A 13,434-nucleotide genomic window follows, 5' to 3' on the forward strand; every position below is an offset into this window, starting at 1 on the left:
ATGTCCAAAGCGATCCGCATCCACGCCCATGGCGGCCCGGAAGTTCTGAACTACGAGGATGCCGATCCCGGCCAGCCGGGTTCGGGGCAGATCCTGGTCAGGCATACGGCGATCGGTCTCAATTTCATCGATGTCTATCATCGCTCCGGCCTCTATCCGCCGCCGGGCGGATTTCCGCTCATTGCGGGCAGCGAGGCCGCCGGGGTGGTGCTGAAGGTGGGGCAGGATGTCGACTGGCTGAAGCCGGGCGACCGGATCGCCTATGCGGTGACGACAGGTGCCTATGCCGAGGAGCGCGTCATCGATGCCAGCCGGGTCGTCAAGGTTCCGGATGGCATCAGCGACGAACAGGCCGCGGCGATGATGCTGAAAGGCATGACCGCCGAATATCTCCTGCGCCGGACCTTCAAGGTGAAGGCAGGCGACACCATCCTGTTTCATGCCGCCGCCGGCGGCGTCGGACTCATCCTCGGTCAATGGGCGAAACATCTGGGCGCAACCGTCATCGGCACGGCAAGCTCGTCCGACAAGATCGAGCTCGCCAGGGCACACGGCTTCGACCATGTCATCAATTACAAGGAACAGGATTTCGTCGCCGGCGTCGCGGCCATCACGGGCGGCAGGAAATGCGACGTCGTCTACGATTCAGTGGGCAACGATACTTTTCCGGCCTCGCTCGACTGCCTGAGGCCGCTCGGCATGTTCGTCAGCTTCGGCCAATCCTCGGGACCGATCCCGCCATTCTCGATGTCGCTGCTGGCCCAGAAGGGCTCCTTGTTCGCCACGAGGCCGACGCTGTTCGTCTACAACGCAAAGCGCGAGGACCTTGACGCCTCGGCGGCGGCCCTGTTCGAGGTGGTGCTGAGCGGCGCCGTCGAGATCAAGATCAATCAGCGTTATGCGCTGAAGGATGCAGGCAAGGCGCATTCGGATCTCGAAGGCCGCAGGACCACCGGAACGACAATTCTCGTTCCTTAGTCCCGCCAGCCTTGTTATCCCTTGAATTTCCGCTGAAATTCTTGAAGCTCTTTCAAGACGCGTGCCGCTTTCCGTTGAGAGCCGGCGGCGCCTACCATGCTTGCGGGAACACAGAACATATCCGGCAATACGGATGGGAGGCACTGTGAGTGCAAATCATGATGGGGCGAACCTGCTCGAGGTTCGTGGCCTGACCAAAATATTCGGCACACTGACGGCGTGCGATCATATCGATCTCAACATCGCCAAAGGTGAAATCCACGCGCTGCTCGGCGAGAACGGGGCCGGCAAGTCGACGCTGGTCAAGATGCTGTTCGGCTCGCTGGAACCCAATTCCGGCGAGATTTTCTGGAACGGCCAGGCGGTCCGGATCACCAGCCCGGGTGCTGCCAAAAAGCTCGGCATCGGCATGGTGTTCCAGCATTTCTCGCTGTTCGAGGCGCTGACGGCGGCGGAGAACATCGCGCTGTCGCTGGATGACGGCTCGCCGATCAGCAGCATCGCCGCCAAGGCGAGGGCGCTTTCCTACAGCTACGGCCTGCCGCTCGATCCTGAATCGCTGGTCGGCGACCTGTCGGTCGGCGAGCGCCAGCGCATCGAGATCATCCGCTGCCTGCTGCAGACGCCGCAGCTCATCATCCTCGACGAGCCGACCTCTGTGCTGACGCCGCAGGAGGCCGACAAGCTGTTCGAGACGCTGGAGCGGCTGCGCGCGGAAGGCAAATCGATCCTCTACATTTCGCACCGGCTGGAAGAGGTCAAACGCATCTGCGACCGCGCGACCGTGCTGCGGCACGGCAAGGTGGTCGGCCACTGCAACCCGCGCGAGGAGACGGCGGCATCGCTGGCCCGCATGATGGTCGGCAACGAGGTGCAGGCCGTGGTGCGCGCACCGGTCGAGGGGATCGAAACCGCGCAGCCGCTGCTCGAAATCCGCAATCTCACCCGCAAACCGGCAACGCCGTTCTCCATTCCGCTCAAGAACATCAGCTTGAATGTCCGCGCCGGCGAGGTGATCGGCATCGCGGGCGTCGCCGGCAATGGCCAGGGCGAGTTCTTTGAATCCGTCTCCGGCGAGGTGCTGCAGCAGGATGCCGACTCCGTGCGCATCCGCGGCAAGGATGCCGGCGGTCTCACCATCACCGGACGGCGGCTGCTGGGCGCCGCCTTCGTGCCGGAAGAGCGCCTCGGCCATGGCGCGGCACCGCGCATGAAACTTTCGGAGAACCTCCTGCTGTCGCGCCATGCAACGGACGGCAAGGCCTTTGTCGGCACCGGCGGCATGGTGAAGAGCGGCGCTGTCTACGCCGCCGCCCAACGCATCATCGAAGCGATGGATGTGCGCAAGAGCGCGCCGGATCCGGAAGCCGCGGCACTTTCGGGCGGCAATCTGCAGAAGTTCATCGTCGGTCGAGAGCTCGACCGCCGGCCCAGCGTCATGGTGGTCAACCAGCCGACATGGGGTGTCGATGCCGGTGCCGCCGCTCACATCCGGCAGGCGCTGATCGAACTGTCGCGCAGCGGATCGGCGGTGCTGGTCATCAGCCAGGATCTCGACGAGCTGTTCGAGATATCGGATGCCATCGCCGTCATGCACAATGGCGAACTTTCCAAGCCGCTGCCGATCGCCGAAGCAACCTTCGAGAAGGTCGGCTTGCTGATGGGCGGCGCCGAGCCCGGCCACGCCGAACACACGCTGGAGACGGCATGATGCGCCTCGAACTCGTCAAACGCCCGCAGCGCTCGGCGCTGTTTTCGGCACTTTCGCCGTTCATCGCCTTCGCGCTGACCATCATTGCCGGCGCGGTTCTGTTCGCGCTGCTCGGCGTCAACCCGCTGACCGCGTTCCGGATCTATTTCATCGAGCCGATCAGCCAGGTCTGGCAGTTGCATGAGCTGGCGATCAAGGCGGCGCCGCTGATCCTGATCGGCGTCGGCCTGTCCGTCTGCTACAAGGCCAACATCTGGAACATCGGCGCCGAAGGCCAGTTCATCTTCGGCGCCATCTTCGGCTCCGCCATTCCGGTGCTGTTCCCGCAATTCGAAGGACCGCTGGTGCTGCCGCTGATGCTTCTGCTCGGCATGGTCGGCGGCGCGGCCTACGCGGCGATCCCGGCGCTTTTGAAGACCAGGTTCAACACCAACGAGATCCTGACCAGCCTGATGCTGGTCTATGTCGCCCAACTCTTCCTCGACTGGCTGGTGCGCGGCCCATGGCGCGATCCGCAGGGTCATGGTTTTCCGCAGACGATCCAGTTCGGCGACTCGGCCATTCTGCCGGAACTGATGCCGGACGCCGGACGCGCCAATTGGGGGTTCATCTTCGCGCTGGTAGCCGCGGTGCTGATCTGGTTCCTGATGGGCCGCATGCTGAAAGGCTTCGAGGTCCGCGTGCTCGGCTCCAGCCCGAGGGCAGGGCGCTTCGCCGGCTTCGGCCTCAGCCGGATGGTGTTCTTCGCCTTCCTGCTGTCGGGCGCGCTGGCAGGCCTGGCCGGCATCTCGGAAGTCTCCGGCGCCATCGGGCAATTGCAGCCGGTGATTTCGCCCGGCTACGGCTTCACCGCCATCATCGTGGCGTTCCTTGGCCGGCTCAATCCGCTCGGCATCGTCGCCGCCGGCCTGGTGCTGGCGCTGACCTATCTCGGTGGCGAGGCGGTGCAAAGCGCGCTCGGCATTTCCGACAAGGTGGCGCGCGTCTTCCAGGGCATGCTGCTGTTCTTCGTGCTCGGCTGCGACACGCTCATCCATTACCGCATCCGCCTGATCGGCCTGGCGCTGACGAAAAAGGAAGCCCCCGCAAAGCTCGAGGCCGCGCCAAAGTTGAAGGAAGCCCGCTGATGGACATCACCGTCAACATCCTCCTGACCATCGCCACGGCGGCGACGCCGCTGTTGATCGCGGCGATCGGCGAACTGGTGGTCGAACGTTCCGGCGTGCTCAATCTCGGCGTCGAAGGCATGATGATCATGGGCGCGGTCGGCGGCTTCGGCGCCGGCTACCTGACCGGCTCGCCCTGGATCGGCCTTTTGGCGGCGATCGCCATGGGGGCGGTGTTCTCGCTGCTGTTTGCCGTCATGACGCTGTCGCTGGCCACCAACCAGGTGGCGACCGGCCTGTCGCTGACACTGCTCGGCCTCGGCCTCTCCGGCATGATCGGGACCAGCTTCGTCGGCCAGCCCGGCGTCAGGCTGCCCAATCTCGATATTCCCGGCCTCAGCTCCATACCCATCGTTGGCAGGCTGCTGTTCGGCCAGGACCCGATCTTCTACATCTCGATCGCGCTGACGGCCGCCGTGATGTGGTTCCTGTTCAAGACCCGCACCGGGCTGACGCTGCGCTCGATCGGCGACAGCCACACCTCTGCGCATGCGCTCGGCATCAAGGTCATCCGCTACCGCTATCTCTCGGTCATCTTCGGCGGCGCCTGCGCCGGCCTTGCCGGCGGCCATCTGTCGCTGGTCTATACGCCGCAGTGGGTCGAGAACATGAGCGCCGGCCGCGGCTGGATCGCGCTGGCGCTGGTGGTGTTCGCGTCATGGCGGCCGTGGCGGGTGCTGGCCGGCGCCTACATCTTCGGCGCGGTGTGGATCGGCCAGCTTCATGCACAGGCTTTTGGCATTCCGGTGCCCTCGCAGATGCTTTCTTCTCTGCCCTATCTGGCAACCGTCGTGGTTCTCGTTCTAATCTCGCGCAACAAGCGTCTGACGATGATGAACACGCCGGCATCCCTGGGGCAGCCATTCGTTCCGGATCGTTGACAACAATAAAAAACGGGAAGCTCCAAGGCTTAACACAGAGAGGTAACACAATGAAAAAACTGCTTATTGCCCTGATGACGACGACAGCGGCCTTGTCGCTGGCGGTGTCAGCGGAGGCTGCCGACAAGTTGAAGGCCTGCTGGGTCTACACCGGCCCGATCGGCGATTTCGGCTATTCCTACCAGCATGATCAGGGCCGGCTCGAAGTCGAGAAGGCGCTCGGCGACAAAGTCGAAACCGCCTACCTGGAAAACGTCTCCGAAGGTCCCGATGCCGACCGTGCCTTCGAGCGGCTGGCGCGCGAAGGCTGCAAGCTGATCTTCGGTACCTCCTTCGGCTTCATGGACGCCGAAGTGAAGGTCGCCAAGAAGTTCCCGAAGGTGATGTTCGAGCACGCCACCGGCTACAAGTCCGCTGACAATCTTGGCATCTACAATGCGCGCTTCTATGAAGGCCGCTACGTGCTCGGCCAGATCGCCGCCAAGGAATCGAAGTCCGGCGTCGCCGGCTACATCGTTTCCTTCCCGATCCCGGAAGTGGTGATGGGCATCAACTCCTTCATGCTCGGCGCGCAGTCGATCAACCCGAACTTCAAGGCCAAGATCGTCTGGGTGAACTCATGGTTCGATCCGGGCAAGGAAGCGGATGCCGCCAAGGCCCTGTTCGACCAGGGCGCCGACATCATCGTCCAGCACACCGATTCGACCGCCGCCCTGCAGGTGGCCGAGGAGCGCAAGCTGCACGGCTTTGGCCAGTCTTCCGACATGATCAAGTTCGCGCCGAACGCGCAGCTGACCTCGCTGACCGACGAATGGGGTCCGTACTATATCAGCCGGGTCCAGGCGGCCATCGACGGCACCTGGAAGCCGGACAATGTCTGGCTCGGCATCAAGGACGGCGCGGTGAAGCTTGCGCCCTACACCAACATGCCCGACGACGTGAAGGCGATGGCCGAGGCGACCGAGAAGAAGATCGCCGGCGGCTGGAACCCCTTCACCGGACCGATCGCCAAGCAGGACGGCTCGGCATGGCTGAAGGACGGCGAAGTCGCCGACGACGGCACGCTTCTCGGCATGAATTTCTACGTCAAGGGTGTCGACGACAAGCTGCCGCAGTAAGCTTGCACGGATCTCGAACGGAAAAGGGCGCCGCGCGGCGCCCTTTTTCATTCGGCGGGTTGGGTTCGGCCGGGGGCCGCCTGATACTTTGCCAGCACGATTTCCACGGCACGGCCAAGCCATGTCTTGAGCAGCCGTTGGGCTGGTCGTTCCCAGTAGCCCCAGATCGCCCAGGAAGCGGCGAGCAGAACCGCGATGCAACCGAACGCCGCGAACCATTTGCCAACCAACGGTGCGGCGGCATCGATGGCGAGATAGCCGATGTTCTGGTGCAGGAGGTAGAGCGGGTAGGTCAGCCCGCCAAGCGCCATCGTCAGAGCGGACGGCCTGACATGATTGCGCAGCAGGACCGCGCCGATCAATGCGCCATGCATGACGACATTGGCGGCCCAGAGAGGGCGCTGCGAAACGGCGAGGCCATATTCGTTCAGCATCCAGTGCTGCGTCACCGAAAGCGTGCCGCAGGACAACAGGAAAGCTGCGCCAAGCAGCAGCAACGCCGGCCACGACCGGCCGTGCGCATGCAGATGGTGGACCAGCACGCCAGCGGCGAAAAACGGGCCGAACTCGGTGATGAACAACAGCCTTGCCGCGTGACTGCCGACGAAGAATTCGTTCAATGCCGATATCGCCAGCCAGACGAAGATCAGCCCAAGCTTGCGCTTCTGAAAAACACCGCTGAGCAGGGCCAGCGTCATCCATCCGTAGAAAACCAGTTCAAGCACGATCGACCAGTAGACGCCGTCCATGAAAGGCTGGCCGAGGGCCGGCGCGAACATCGACAGATTGGCGGCATACTGTCTGAGAGAGGTTGCAAACAGCGGTGCACCGACCGAAGCGACGACAATGAAGGTGATCGTCATGCAAAACAGGAAGCCGGGATAGAGGCGAACGAAACGGGCGATCGCAAACTGGTGCCAGCTGCGGCTTTCCGCCGACCACGCGATGACGAAGCCGCTGATCAGAAAGAACAGATTGACGCCAAGGTAGCCGTAGATGGCGAATGGCGCGGCATCGGCATAACCCACGGCAAGGACGCCCTCGGCGGCAGCGCCACGAAAGAAATAGTGGAAGAGCACGACGGCAAGTGCCGCCACCAGTCTGAGCAGATCCAGCGTCGCGATGTGATCCTGCCTGGCAGGTCTAGTATCCATCCGAATTCCCGCATTTTTGATCCCAAAGCCATAGCGCGGGTCGCGGCCAAACAGAGTAAACGGCGGCAACTATCGCGAAATTTGGTAAATGGCGGCAGAAGCATCGACCGGGCCTAATTGTCCGTGACGCAGCTCCGTGACCTCTTTCACAGACTGCTTTGCATTTTTACTTACATGCTCATCTTCCGACCCGGACAAAATTGACCGGCGTTACGAACGTCATCAGGAGAAAGTCTTATGCAATTGAATAAAAAACTCCTAGCCATTATTGGCAGGCGAATTCCAGCCATCTATGACGTCATTCCGCGCGGACCACAGGGGCGGCTTGCACAAATCGCCCTCAATCCTCAGCCGCTCCCGCCTCACGAGCTGGGTGCCGCGATAGCCGACGAATTCGTGCGCCACGCATGGATCGCCGAGCGCGGCGGGCAAGACATGAAAGGGGTGCTGAGCGACCTCGACGATTGGTGCCCGACGCCACCGAAGCTGCCGAAGCTGCCTCCGTGGTGGGGACCGTTTCCGGAGCCCGAGCCGCGGCCCGAGTGGTTCGTGGATTACCATCTGGGATTTGCCGCGAGGCTGTCGGTGATCGAAGGCCAGTCCGCCGGCTCGCGGCTGGACAAGACCCTCAATCAGGGCATCGATCGGTCTCTGTCTGCAATCGAGGCCGTGAAGCTCTGACGAAAACATTGCCAAAACGAGGGCGCCGTAAAGGCGCCCTTTCGGCAGATCGAGGCTGTCAGACCGCCGAACCGTAGAGATCGTAGGCGTCGGCACGGTCGATCTTGACGGTGACGATGTCGCCGGCGCGCAACGGACGACGCGACTGGATGTGGACCGAGCCGTCGATCTCGGGCGCGTCGTATTTGGTGCGGCCCTTTGCCGATGTGCCGTGCGCTTCGTCGATCAGCACCGGCAGGCGCTTGCCGACCTTCTTGGCGAGCTGCGTCGCCGAGATCTTCTGCTGGCGCTGCATGAAACGATGCCAGCGCGCTTCCTTGATCTCCTGCGGCACCTGTTCCAGGCCGAGGTCATTGGAGCGGGCGCCCCGGACCGGCTCATATTTGAAGCAGCCGGCACGGTCGATTTTTGCCTCGTCCAGCCAGTCGAGCAGCATCTCGAAATCGTCGTCCGTCTCACCGGGGAAGCCGACGATGAAGGTCGAGCGGATGGCGAGATCGGGGCACACGTCGCGCCAGCCGCGGATGCGCTCGAGCGTCTTTTCGCCGTGCGCGGGCCGGCGCATGTTCTTCAGCACCTGCGGCGAGGCATGCTGGAACGGGATATCCAGATAGGGGAGGATTTTTCCCTCGGCCATCAGCGGGATGACGTCGGCGACATGCGGGTAGGGGTAGACGTAGTGCATGCGCACCCAGATGCCGAGCTTGCCCAATTCCTGCGACAAATCGAGGAATTTCGCTCGCACTTCGCGGTCGCCGAACATCGACGTCTGGTACTTGATGTCGATGCCGTAGGCGCTGGTGTCCTGCGAGATGACGAGCAGCTCCTTGACGCCGGCCTTGGCCAGCTTCTCGGCCTCGCGCAACACGTCGGCCGCGGGCCGCGAGACGAGATCGCCGCGAAGAGCCGGAATGATGCAGAAGGTGCAGCGGTTGTTGCAGCCTTCCGAAATCTTGAGATAGGCATAGTGGCGCGGCGTCAGCTTGACGCCCTGCGGCGGCAAAAGGTCGATATAGGGATCGTGCGAAGGGGGAGCGGCCTCATGCACGGCGGCCATGACGCTCTCATAGGCCTGCGGTCCGGTGATCGCCAGCACGTTTGGATGCTTTTCGCGGATCACGTCCGGCTCGGCGCCGAGGCAGCCGGTGACGATGACCCTGCCGTTTTCCGACAGCGCGGAGCCGATGGCGTTGAGCGACTCGTCGCGGGCGGAATCGAGGAAGCCACAGGTGTTGACGACGACAAGATCGGCGCCGTCATGCTTGCGGGCGATCTCATAGCCCTCGGCGCGCAACCGCGTGATGATGCGCTCGGAGTCCACAAGGGCCTTCGGGCATCCAAGGCTGACGAAACTGACGCGGGGGGCGGACATAGGCAAGTTTCCAATGGGGGTACGGGCCGAAACGGGTCCGGCCTCAAGTCGCTATAGATGTCGGTCTGAGGCGCTTGGCACAAGCCAATACGCGCGGCGCAATAGCATGGCTTGCCTGATCAAGCAAACCGGACGACAGGCCAGGTCATTGCGAACCGTCGCGGGCAAGGCTGCTCTCGCAGCGGTTAGTGGCCGCCTCCTGGTCCAAACCAGGGCGCCAGGAAGGCGAAGTGATCGGGGAATTGCTGCACGGCGCCATCAAGCAGCATCTTCACCGCGACGTAGAGGATGATCGCCAGGCCGATATAGGCGATCCAGCGGTATTTGTGCAGCAGGCGCGCGACAAACGACGCGGCAAAGCCCATCAGCGCGATCGACAAGGCCAACCCGATGATCAGCACCGTCGGATGGTTCATGGCCGCTCCGGCTACGGCCAGAACGTTGTCGAGCGACATCGAAACGTCGGCGATGACAATCTGCCACGCGGCCTGCGAGAAGGTCTTGCTCGGTCCCTTGCCGCCAATGACGCCGTCCTTGTCGAAGTCGCCATTCGACAGCGCTTCGGTCGCATCGCGCTCCTGCTCGTGGCTGACGCGCAGTTCGCGCCACATCTTCCAGCAGACCCAGAGCAGCAGCAGGCCGCCGGCGATGAGCAGAATGGGGCCGATGGTCAGCAGCCATTGCGTGATCAGGGCGAAAAAAATGCGCAGGACCGTGGCCGCCGCGATGCCGACGAGAATGGCCTGTTTGCGTTGGTTGGCGGGCAGACCCGCCGCGGCGAGGCCGATGACGATGGCGTTGTCTCCGGCGAGCGCAAGGTCGATGGCGATGACCTGGAGAAGAGCTGATAAGCCCGCGGCAGTGAATATTTCCATCGACCAGGAGGCCCTTGCTCGTTCGTGCCGAGTGTTCGTCGTCGACTGTCCAGACGGGCCTAAAGGCATGGTCCGCTGGCGTCAAGACGCAGCAATGGACAACGCTTGAAAACCACTTTCGTGGCCGTGGCATTGCAGGGGTGTCAGCAATCGCCGGCGGACGAGCTAGTCGTAGAGATTGTACTTCGCCCAGTCGGTCTCGGGAATCTCGTCACCGATGCGGTAGCGGAGCTGGAGAACTTCCATATGGTCCGGCCCGGTCTGGCATTTGAATTTCAGCCGGTACCATTGTCCCTTGCTGCGGAACGCCGCACCCGAACTCTTGATCGCGTCGGCGCTCATCTCGGGCGTCGCGAAGGCATAGGCAACGACACGGTCGGCCTTGAACTTGCGATCGTCATGCGTGATCCGGTCCAGGACCTCGGCGTCGCAGCGCTGTTCGAGGCGGGTTTGCGGATCGAGTTTCATCAGTCCGGCACGCAATGCGTTGTCCATCGCGCTGGCCGGAAAAGCCAGCGCCAGGGACGCGATGGCCATCATGCAGGGTCTATTCATGGGCGGGACTAGCAGCATATTTTATCTGACAAATCAACCAAGCGGGGCGCTTCATGCTCGGCAAGCACCCGCTTTCAGGGGGGCGGCGCAATCAAAATCTCGTGTCGGGCTTCATCGTGCGAAGCCTGCGGCCAACGGACCAGCGAGGCGCGGCCGGCATCGGTGAGGCCGTAGAGACCGCGGTCGACACGCGCGAACCAGCCATAGACATTGTGCTGCAGAATCTTCGGCGCGATCGGCGTCAAGGCCTTCAGGTCGCGCGGCCGCTTGGGTCCATCGATCATCGCGGCGGCGCAGGTGAGGGCGCTCTGGCGGTAGGCGGTCATGATCGGATTGCGCGTTCCGCCGCCCACCACGGGATCGCCGCGACGGCGCTGGTGCTCATCGACGATCCGAGAGCGTTTGCGCGCATTCTTGCGCGGCGCCAATGCGACCGGGCTGAGCAGGACCTCGACCCGGTCGTTCGCGGTCACGCCGAGCAGGCCGAAGCCGAGCCGGCGGCAGAGATTGCGGAACCTGGCGTCGCTTTCGCGCCCCTTGCCGCGCGCCGACATGCGTGCCGCCAGCCACACTTCGTCGCAGGCGGCCGCACGGTCGACGCCTTGCAGCACCAGTTCCAGATTGAACTGCAGCTTCAGCTCGCAGATGACCACGACCGGCGGTTCACCCTCGCGCAGCGCGACGATATCACAGCCGCCGATTTCCCCTTTCACGACGAAGTCGAGACTTTCGAGGAACCGCTTCACCGGCGCATAGAGTGAGGTCTCGTTCATGCCGCAAGACTTAGCCGATTCGACGCAAAATGCCTGCCCGATGGGAAGGTGTCTTAGCCTCGAGGCAATCGGGCGATACCGCCAATGTCGGGCAAGACCGGAGGCAACGGGCCGTGCTCCGTCGACGTCGGCTGCCGGGCTTCGGGACCCGGCGCGACGCGATCCGACGGTTTCTTGCGGGGCATGAACGGATAGCCGACCTGGCCGAAATAGGTGGACGGGATCGGATCGTCGACGCCGTATTTGTCGGGCACCTTGTCGCCGGTGGCATTGTAGGTGCCGAACACCACATCGAGCAAAGGCAACTGCCCGGCGAAGTTCTTGTCATAGGCTTCGCGCTGGTTGGCATGGTGCCAGCGATGGAACTGCGGGCCGGCGATCAGCCACTTCAAGGGGCCGAACGGAATCCGCAGGTTCGAATGAACGAGCATCGTGTGCCCGAGATAGATAAGCGAAAAGACGGCGATCGCGCCTTCCGAAAAGCCAAGCAGAAGGATCGGGGTCAGCGATATCGCCTTGGTGACGATTGCGTCGACCGGGTGGGAGTGGAAGGCCCCGAGCCAATCCAGTTCCTCAATGCCGTGGTGAACCGCGTGGAACTTCCAAAGTGCCGGAATTTTGTGAAAGGCCCGATGTGCCCAGTAGACGCCGACATCGGTGATCAGGATGATTTCGGTAACCTGGAGCCAGATGGGCTGGCCACTGACGGCCTGCGTTACCGATTGCGGGACAAGGATTGCAGCGACGCCGAGGACACCCGCCGCCATGATGACCATGGCCACCTTGATGATGAAGGCGTTGAACATCAGATAGAGCAGATCGACACCAAGGCCCTCGCGGAAGATCTTCTGCGGCCGCTCGGCGAACAGGTGTTCGAACGGAATGAAGATCAGCGCGCAGATCAACAGCGTCTTGATGCCAAAGATGTCCATTCGCCCGCCTATCGCCTTGTCTTTCGGCAGCGCCTCCAGCGCTTGCGATTTGCGAGAGAACCACATCTCTCCTTTCCAAAGGCTTGATGCCGATCTCCCGGTTATGCCGGGCATGGAGCAGCCGCTCCCGCCTGCGTGTCACATCGGTGTCGCAATCGAGCGGTATGTGGGGAACGCGCGGTCGACGAACGCAGCGTTACGCGCGTCCTCCCAGGATTAACCCCACCGGTCCCTGCCGGCGGGGTTTTTCGTTTCAAGGCCCATGTTGATCAAGAACCATGTTGGCGGCCGCGAGTTGTCCTTGCTATCGTGGCATTGCAGTCAGCAGGGGATGCCCATCATGGACGCAAATGAAATGAGTGCGATCGGTGACACCCTCATGAGGGTCGTCACGCCCGACATGTCTCCCAAGCAGCTCGTCAAGGCTGCCAAGAAGGAGCATCCCGGCGCCTCGGAGAAGGACATCGCCAGGGCGGCTTTCTTTTCGATCATCGCAAATGCGGATCAGGACGTGGGCAAGGCGAGGAACCTGCAGGCATTTGCCATCGCCGAGCGCACCCAGAGATCCGACTGAGCAAATCGGACCGTCGCCGCACCGCAACGCTCCTCATCGCCGCGGATACGCCGCCCGGCCGGCGCCAAGCGCGCGCTTCAAGAGACCGTATGGTCCAGGAGTTTGGTGGTCGGGTCACGGCGGTGTTCGGAATTGGCGCGATCGATGCCTTCGACGGTGATCGCCATCGTCCCGTTCTCGATCCTTGCGATCCAACCCTTTGCCTTCATATACCAGAGATGAAACTCGAGATGCTCTCGCGGACAGCCTGACAATCGCTCAAGCTCGACATCTCCAATGCCGGGATTGTTGACGTCCTGTCTGCGCTTTACATAAAGGAGCGCGAGCAGCCTGGCTTGAATGACGACGTCACGCTCCATGCCCTTGGTGTTTCCGGCTTCCTCGGACAACTCCCGGCTGAGCCCCGCATGGTCCTTGTACTGGATGTCGTACTGCGCACGTTTGACAGGATCCTTGAGCGTGTTGTGAGCCTCTACGATTTCGCTGAAGCGTGCCTCATTGCCGGTGGCCTGATTGTCGGGGTGGTAACGCATGGCAAAATAACGAAACACCCGTTCCAACGTTTCGGAGTTGGCGTTTGGGCTGACTTCGAGAACTTCGTAGTAGTCAATGAACACAGCGGCGCTCCCTCAACGCAATCATATATTCATATTGGCTAAATTAA

General features: G+C 62.4%; 14 protein-coding genes. 7 read left to right on the forward strand and 7 right to left on the reverse strand.

Annotation, left to right across the window (positions count from 1 at the left end; genetic code table 11):
- The 5 genes from AC0NIH_RS21805 (at position 1) to AC0NIH_RS21825 (ending at position 5,854) form a co-directional block, all read left to right on the forward strand.
- Positions 1 to 978 carry a quinone oxidoreductase family protein gene (locus tag AC0NIH_RS21805; RefSeq protein WP_473464612.1) on the forward strand — a complete coding sequence of 326 codons (978 nt, stop codon included), beginning with the start codon at positions 1 to 3 and terminating at the stop codon, positions 976 to 978.
- A gap of 133 nt (positions 979 to 1,111) precedes the next feature.
- Positions 1,112 to 2,689 carry an ABC transporter ATP-binding protein gene (locus tag AC0NIH_RS21810; protein WP_473464609.1) on the forward strand — a complete coding sequence of 526 codons (1,578 nt, stop codon included), beginning with the start codon at positions 1,112 to 1,114 and terminating at the stop codon, positions 2,687 to 2,689.
- Positions 2,686 to 3,816 (forward strand): ABC transporter permease, encoded by a 1,131-nt coding sequence (locus AC0NIH_RS21815; protein WP_473464606.1) that lies wholly within the window; start codon positions 2,686 to 2,688, stop codon positions 3,814 to 3,816. The genes AC0NIH_RS21810 and AC0NIH_RS21815 overlap by 4 nt, the downstream gene beginning before the upstream one ends.
- Complete coding sequence (locus AC0NIH_RS21820) at positions 3,816 to 4,736, forward strand: ABC transporter permease (protein ID WP_473464603.1); 921 nt, start codon at positions 3,816 to 3,818, stop codon at positions 4,734 to 4,736. The genes AC0NIH_RS21815 and AC0NIH_RS21820 overlap by 1 nt, the downstream gene beginning before the upstream one ends.
- Before the next feature lie 50 nt (positions 4,737 to 4,786).
- Complete coding sequence (locus AC0NIH_RS21825; RefSeq protein ID WP_473464600.1) at positions 4,787 to 5,854, forward strand: BMP family ABC transporter substrate-binding protein; 1,068 nt, start codon at positions 4,787 to 4,789, stop codon at positions 5,852 to 5,854.
- A gap of 47 nt (positions 5,855 to 5,901) precedes the next feature.
- Here the strand turns inward: AC0NIH_RS21825 and AC0NIH_RS21830 are convergent, their stop codons facing one another.
- Positions 5,902 to 7,008 carry an acyltransferase family protein gene (locus tag AC0NIH_RS21830; protein ID WP_473464598.1) on the reverse strand — a complete coding sequence of 369 codons (1,107 nt, stop codon included), beginning with the start codon at positions 7,006 to 7,008 and terminating at the stop codon, positions 5,902 to 5,904.
- A 237-nt stretch (positions 7,009 to 7,245) separates the two neighbouring features.
- Here AC0NIH_RS21830 and AC0NIH_RS21835 point away from each other — a divergent pair, with 237 nt between their 5' ends.
- Positions 7,246 to 7,689 (forward strand): hypothetical protein, encoded by a 444-nt coding sequence (locus tag AC0NIH_RS21835; RefSeq protein ID WP_352690405.1) that lies wholly within the window; start codon positions 7,246 to 7,248, stop codon positions 7,687 to 7,689.
- A 58-nt stretch (positions 7,690 to 7,747) separates the two neighbouring features.
- On the opposite strand, the gene rimO is transcribed toward AC0NIH_RS21835, so the two are convergent.
- The 5 genes from rimO to AC0NIH_RS21860 all read right to left on the reverse strand — a co-directional run bounded on the left by rimO (position 7,748) and on the right by AC0NIH_RS21860 (position 12,262).
- Complete coding sequence (rimO, locus tag AC0NIH_RS21840; RefSeq protein WP_023767715.1) at positions 7,748 to 9,061, reverse strand: 30S ribosomal protein S12 methylthiotransferase RimO; 1,314 nt, start codon at positions 9,059 to 9,061, stop codon at positions 7,748 to 7,750.
- Between the two features lie 185 nt (positions 9,062 to 9,246).
- A complete protein-coding gene (locus tag AC0NIH_RS21845; protein WP_013895598.1) occupies positions 9,247 to 9,936 on the reverse strand; it encodes a TerC family protein in 690 nt (229 codons plus the stop codon).
- Positions 9,937 to 10,101: 165 nt separating this feature from the next.
- The gene (locus tag AC0NIH_RS21850; protein ID WP_032927719.1) at positions 10,102 to 10,509 is read right to left on the reverse strand and encodes a DUF930 domain-containing protein; all 408 of its coding nucleotides are present in this window, start codon (positions 10,507 to 10,509) and stop codon (positions 10,102 to 10,104) included.
- A gap of 56 nt (positions 10,510 to 10,565) precedes the next feature.
- Positions 10,566 to 11,264, reverse strand: a complete 699-nt coding sequence (locus AC0NIH_RS21855) for a DUF2161 domain-containing phosphodiesterase (RefSeq protein ID WP_473464594.1) — start codon at positions 11,262 to 11,264, stop codon at positions 10,566 to 10,568.
- A 53-nt stretch (positions 11,265 to 11,317) separates the two neighbouring features.
- Positions 11,318 to 12,262 (reverse strand): sterol desaturase family protein, encoded by a 945-nt coding sequence (locus tag AC0NIH_RS21860; RefSeq protein WP_473464591.1) that lies wholly within the window; start codon positions 12,260 to 12,262, stop codon positions 11,318 to 11,320.
- Between the two features lie 196 nt (positions 12,263 to 12,458).
- On the opposite strand from AC0NIH_RS21860, the gene AC0NIH_RS21865 reads away from it, so the two are divergent.
- Positions 12,459 to 12,770, forward strand: a complete 312-nt coding sequence (locus tag AC0NIH_RS21865) for a hypothetical protein (protein ID WP_473464589.1) — start codon at positions 12,459 to 12,461, stop codon at positions 12,768 to 12,770.
- Between the two features lie 77 nt (positions 12,771 to 12,847).
- On the opposite strand, the gene AC0NIH_RS21870 is transcribed toward AC0NIH_RS21865, so the two are convergent.
- On the reverse strand, positions 12,848 to 13,387 hold the full coding sequence (locus AC0NIH_RS21870) for a DnaJ domain-containing protein (protein ID WP_023767720.1): 540 nt from the start codon (positions 13,385 to 13,387) through the stop codon (positions 12,848 to 12,850).
- Positions 13,388 to 13,434 lie beyond the last annotated feature (47 nt).

This window comes from Mesorhizobium sp. WSM1386 (assembly GCF_055901595.1).

Excerpts from the sequence above, each read along its gene's own strand:
- AC0NIH_RS21805 (WP_473464612.1), top strand. The coding sequence starts at position 1 with ATGTCCAAAGCGATCCGCATCCACGCCCATGGCGGCCCGGAAGTTCTG.
- AC0NIH_RS21810 (WP_473464609.1), top strand. The coding sequence starts at position 1,112 with ATGGGAGGCACTGTGAGTGCAAATCATGATGGGGCGAACCTGCTCGAG.
- AC0NIH_RS21815 (WP_473464606.1), top strand. The coding sequence starts at position 2,686 with ATGATGCGCCTCGAACTCGTCAAACGCCCGCAGCGCTCGGCGCTGTTT.
- AC0NIH_RS21820 (WP_473464603.1), top strand. The coding sequence starts at position 3,816 with ATGGACATCACCGTCAACATCCTCCTGACCATCGCCACGGCGGCGACG.
- AC0NIH_RS21825 (WP_473464600.1), top strand. The coding sequence starts at position 4,787 with ATGAAAAAACTGCTTATTGCCCTGATGACGACGACAGCGGCCTTGTCG.
- AC0NIH_RS21830 (WP_473464598.1), bottom strand. The coding sequence starts at position 7,008 with ATGGATACTAGACCTGCCAGGCAGGATCACATCGCGACGCTGGATCTG.
- AC0NIH_RS21835 (WP_352690405.1), top strand. The coding sequence starts at position 7,246 with ATGCAATTGAATAAAAAACTCCTAGCCATTATTGGCAGGCGAATTCCA.
- rimO (WP_023767715.1), bottom strand. The coding sequence starts at position 9,061 with ATGTCCGCCCCCCGCGTCAGTTTCGTCAGCCTTGGATGCCCGAAGGCC.
- AC0NIH_RS21845 (WP_013895598.1), bottom strand. The coding sequence starts at position 9,936 with ATGGAAATATTCACTGCCGCGGGCTTATCAGCTCTTCTCCAGGTCATC.
- AC0NIH_RS21850 (WP_032927719.1), bottom strand. The coding sequence starts at position 10,509 with ATGCTGCTAGTCCCGCCCATGAATAGACCCTGCATGATGGCCATCGCG.
- AC0NIH_RS21855 (WP_473464594.1), bottom strand. The coding sequence starts at position 11,264 with ATGAACGAGACCTCACTCTATGCGCCGGTGAAGCGGTTCCTCGAAAGT.
- AC0NIH_RS21860 (WP_473464591.1), bottom strand. The coding sequence starts at position 12,262 with ATGTGGTTCTCTCGCAAATCGCAAGCGCTGGAGGCGCTGCCGAAAGAC.
- AC0NIH_RS21865 (WP_473464589.1), top strand. The coding sequence starts at position 12,459 with ATGTTGATCAAGAACCATGTTGGCGGCCGCGAGTTGTCCTTGCTATCG.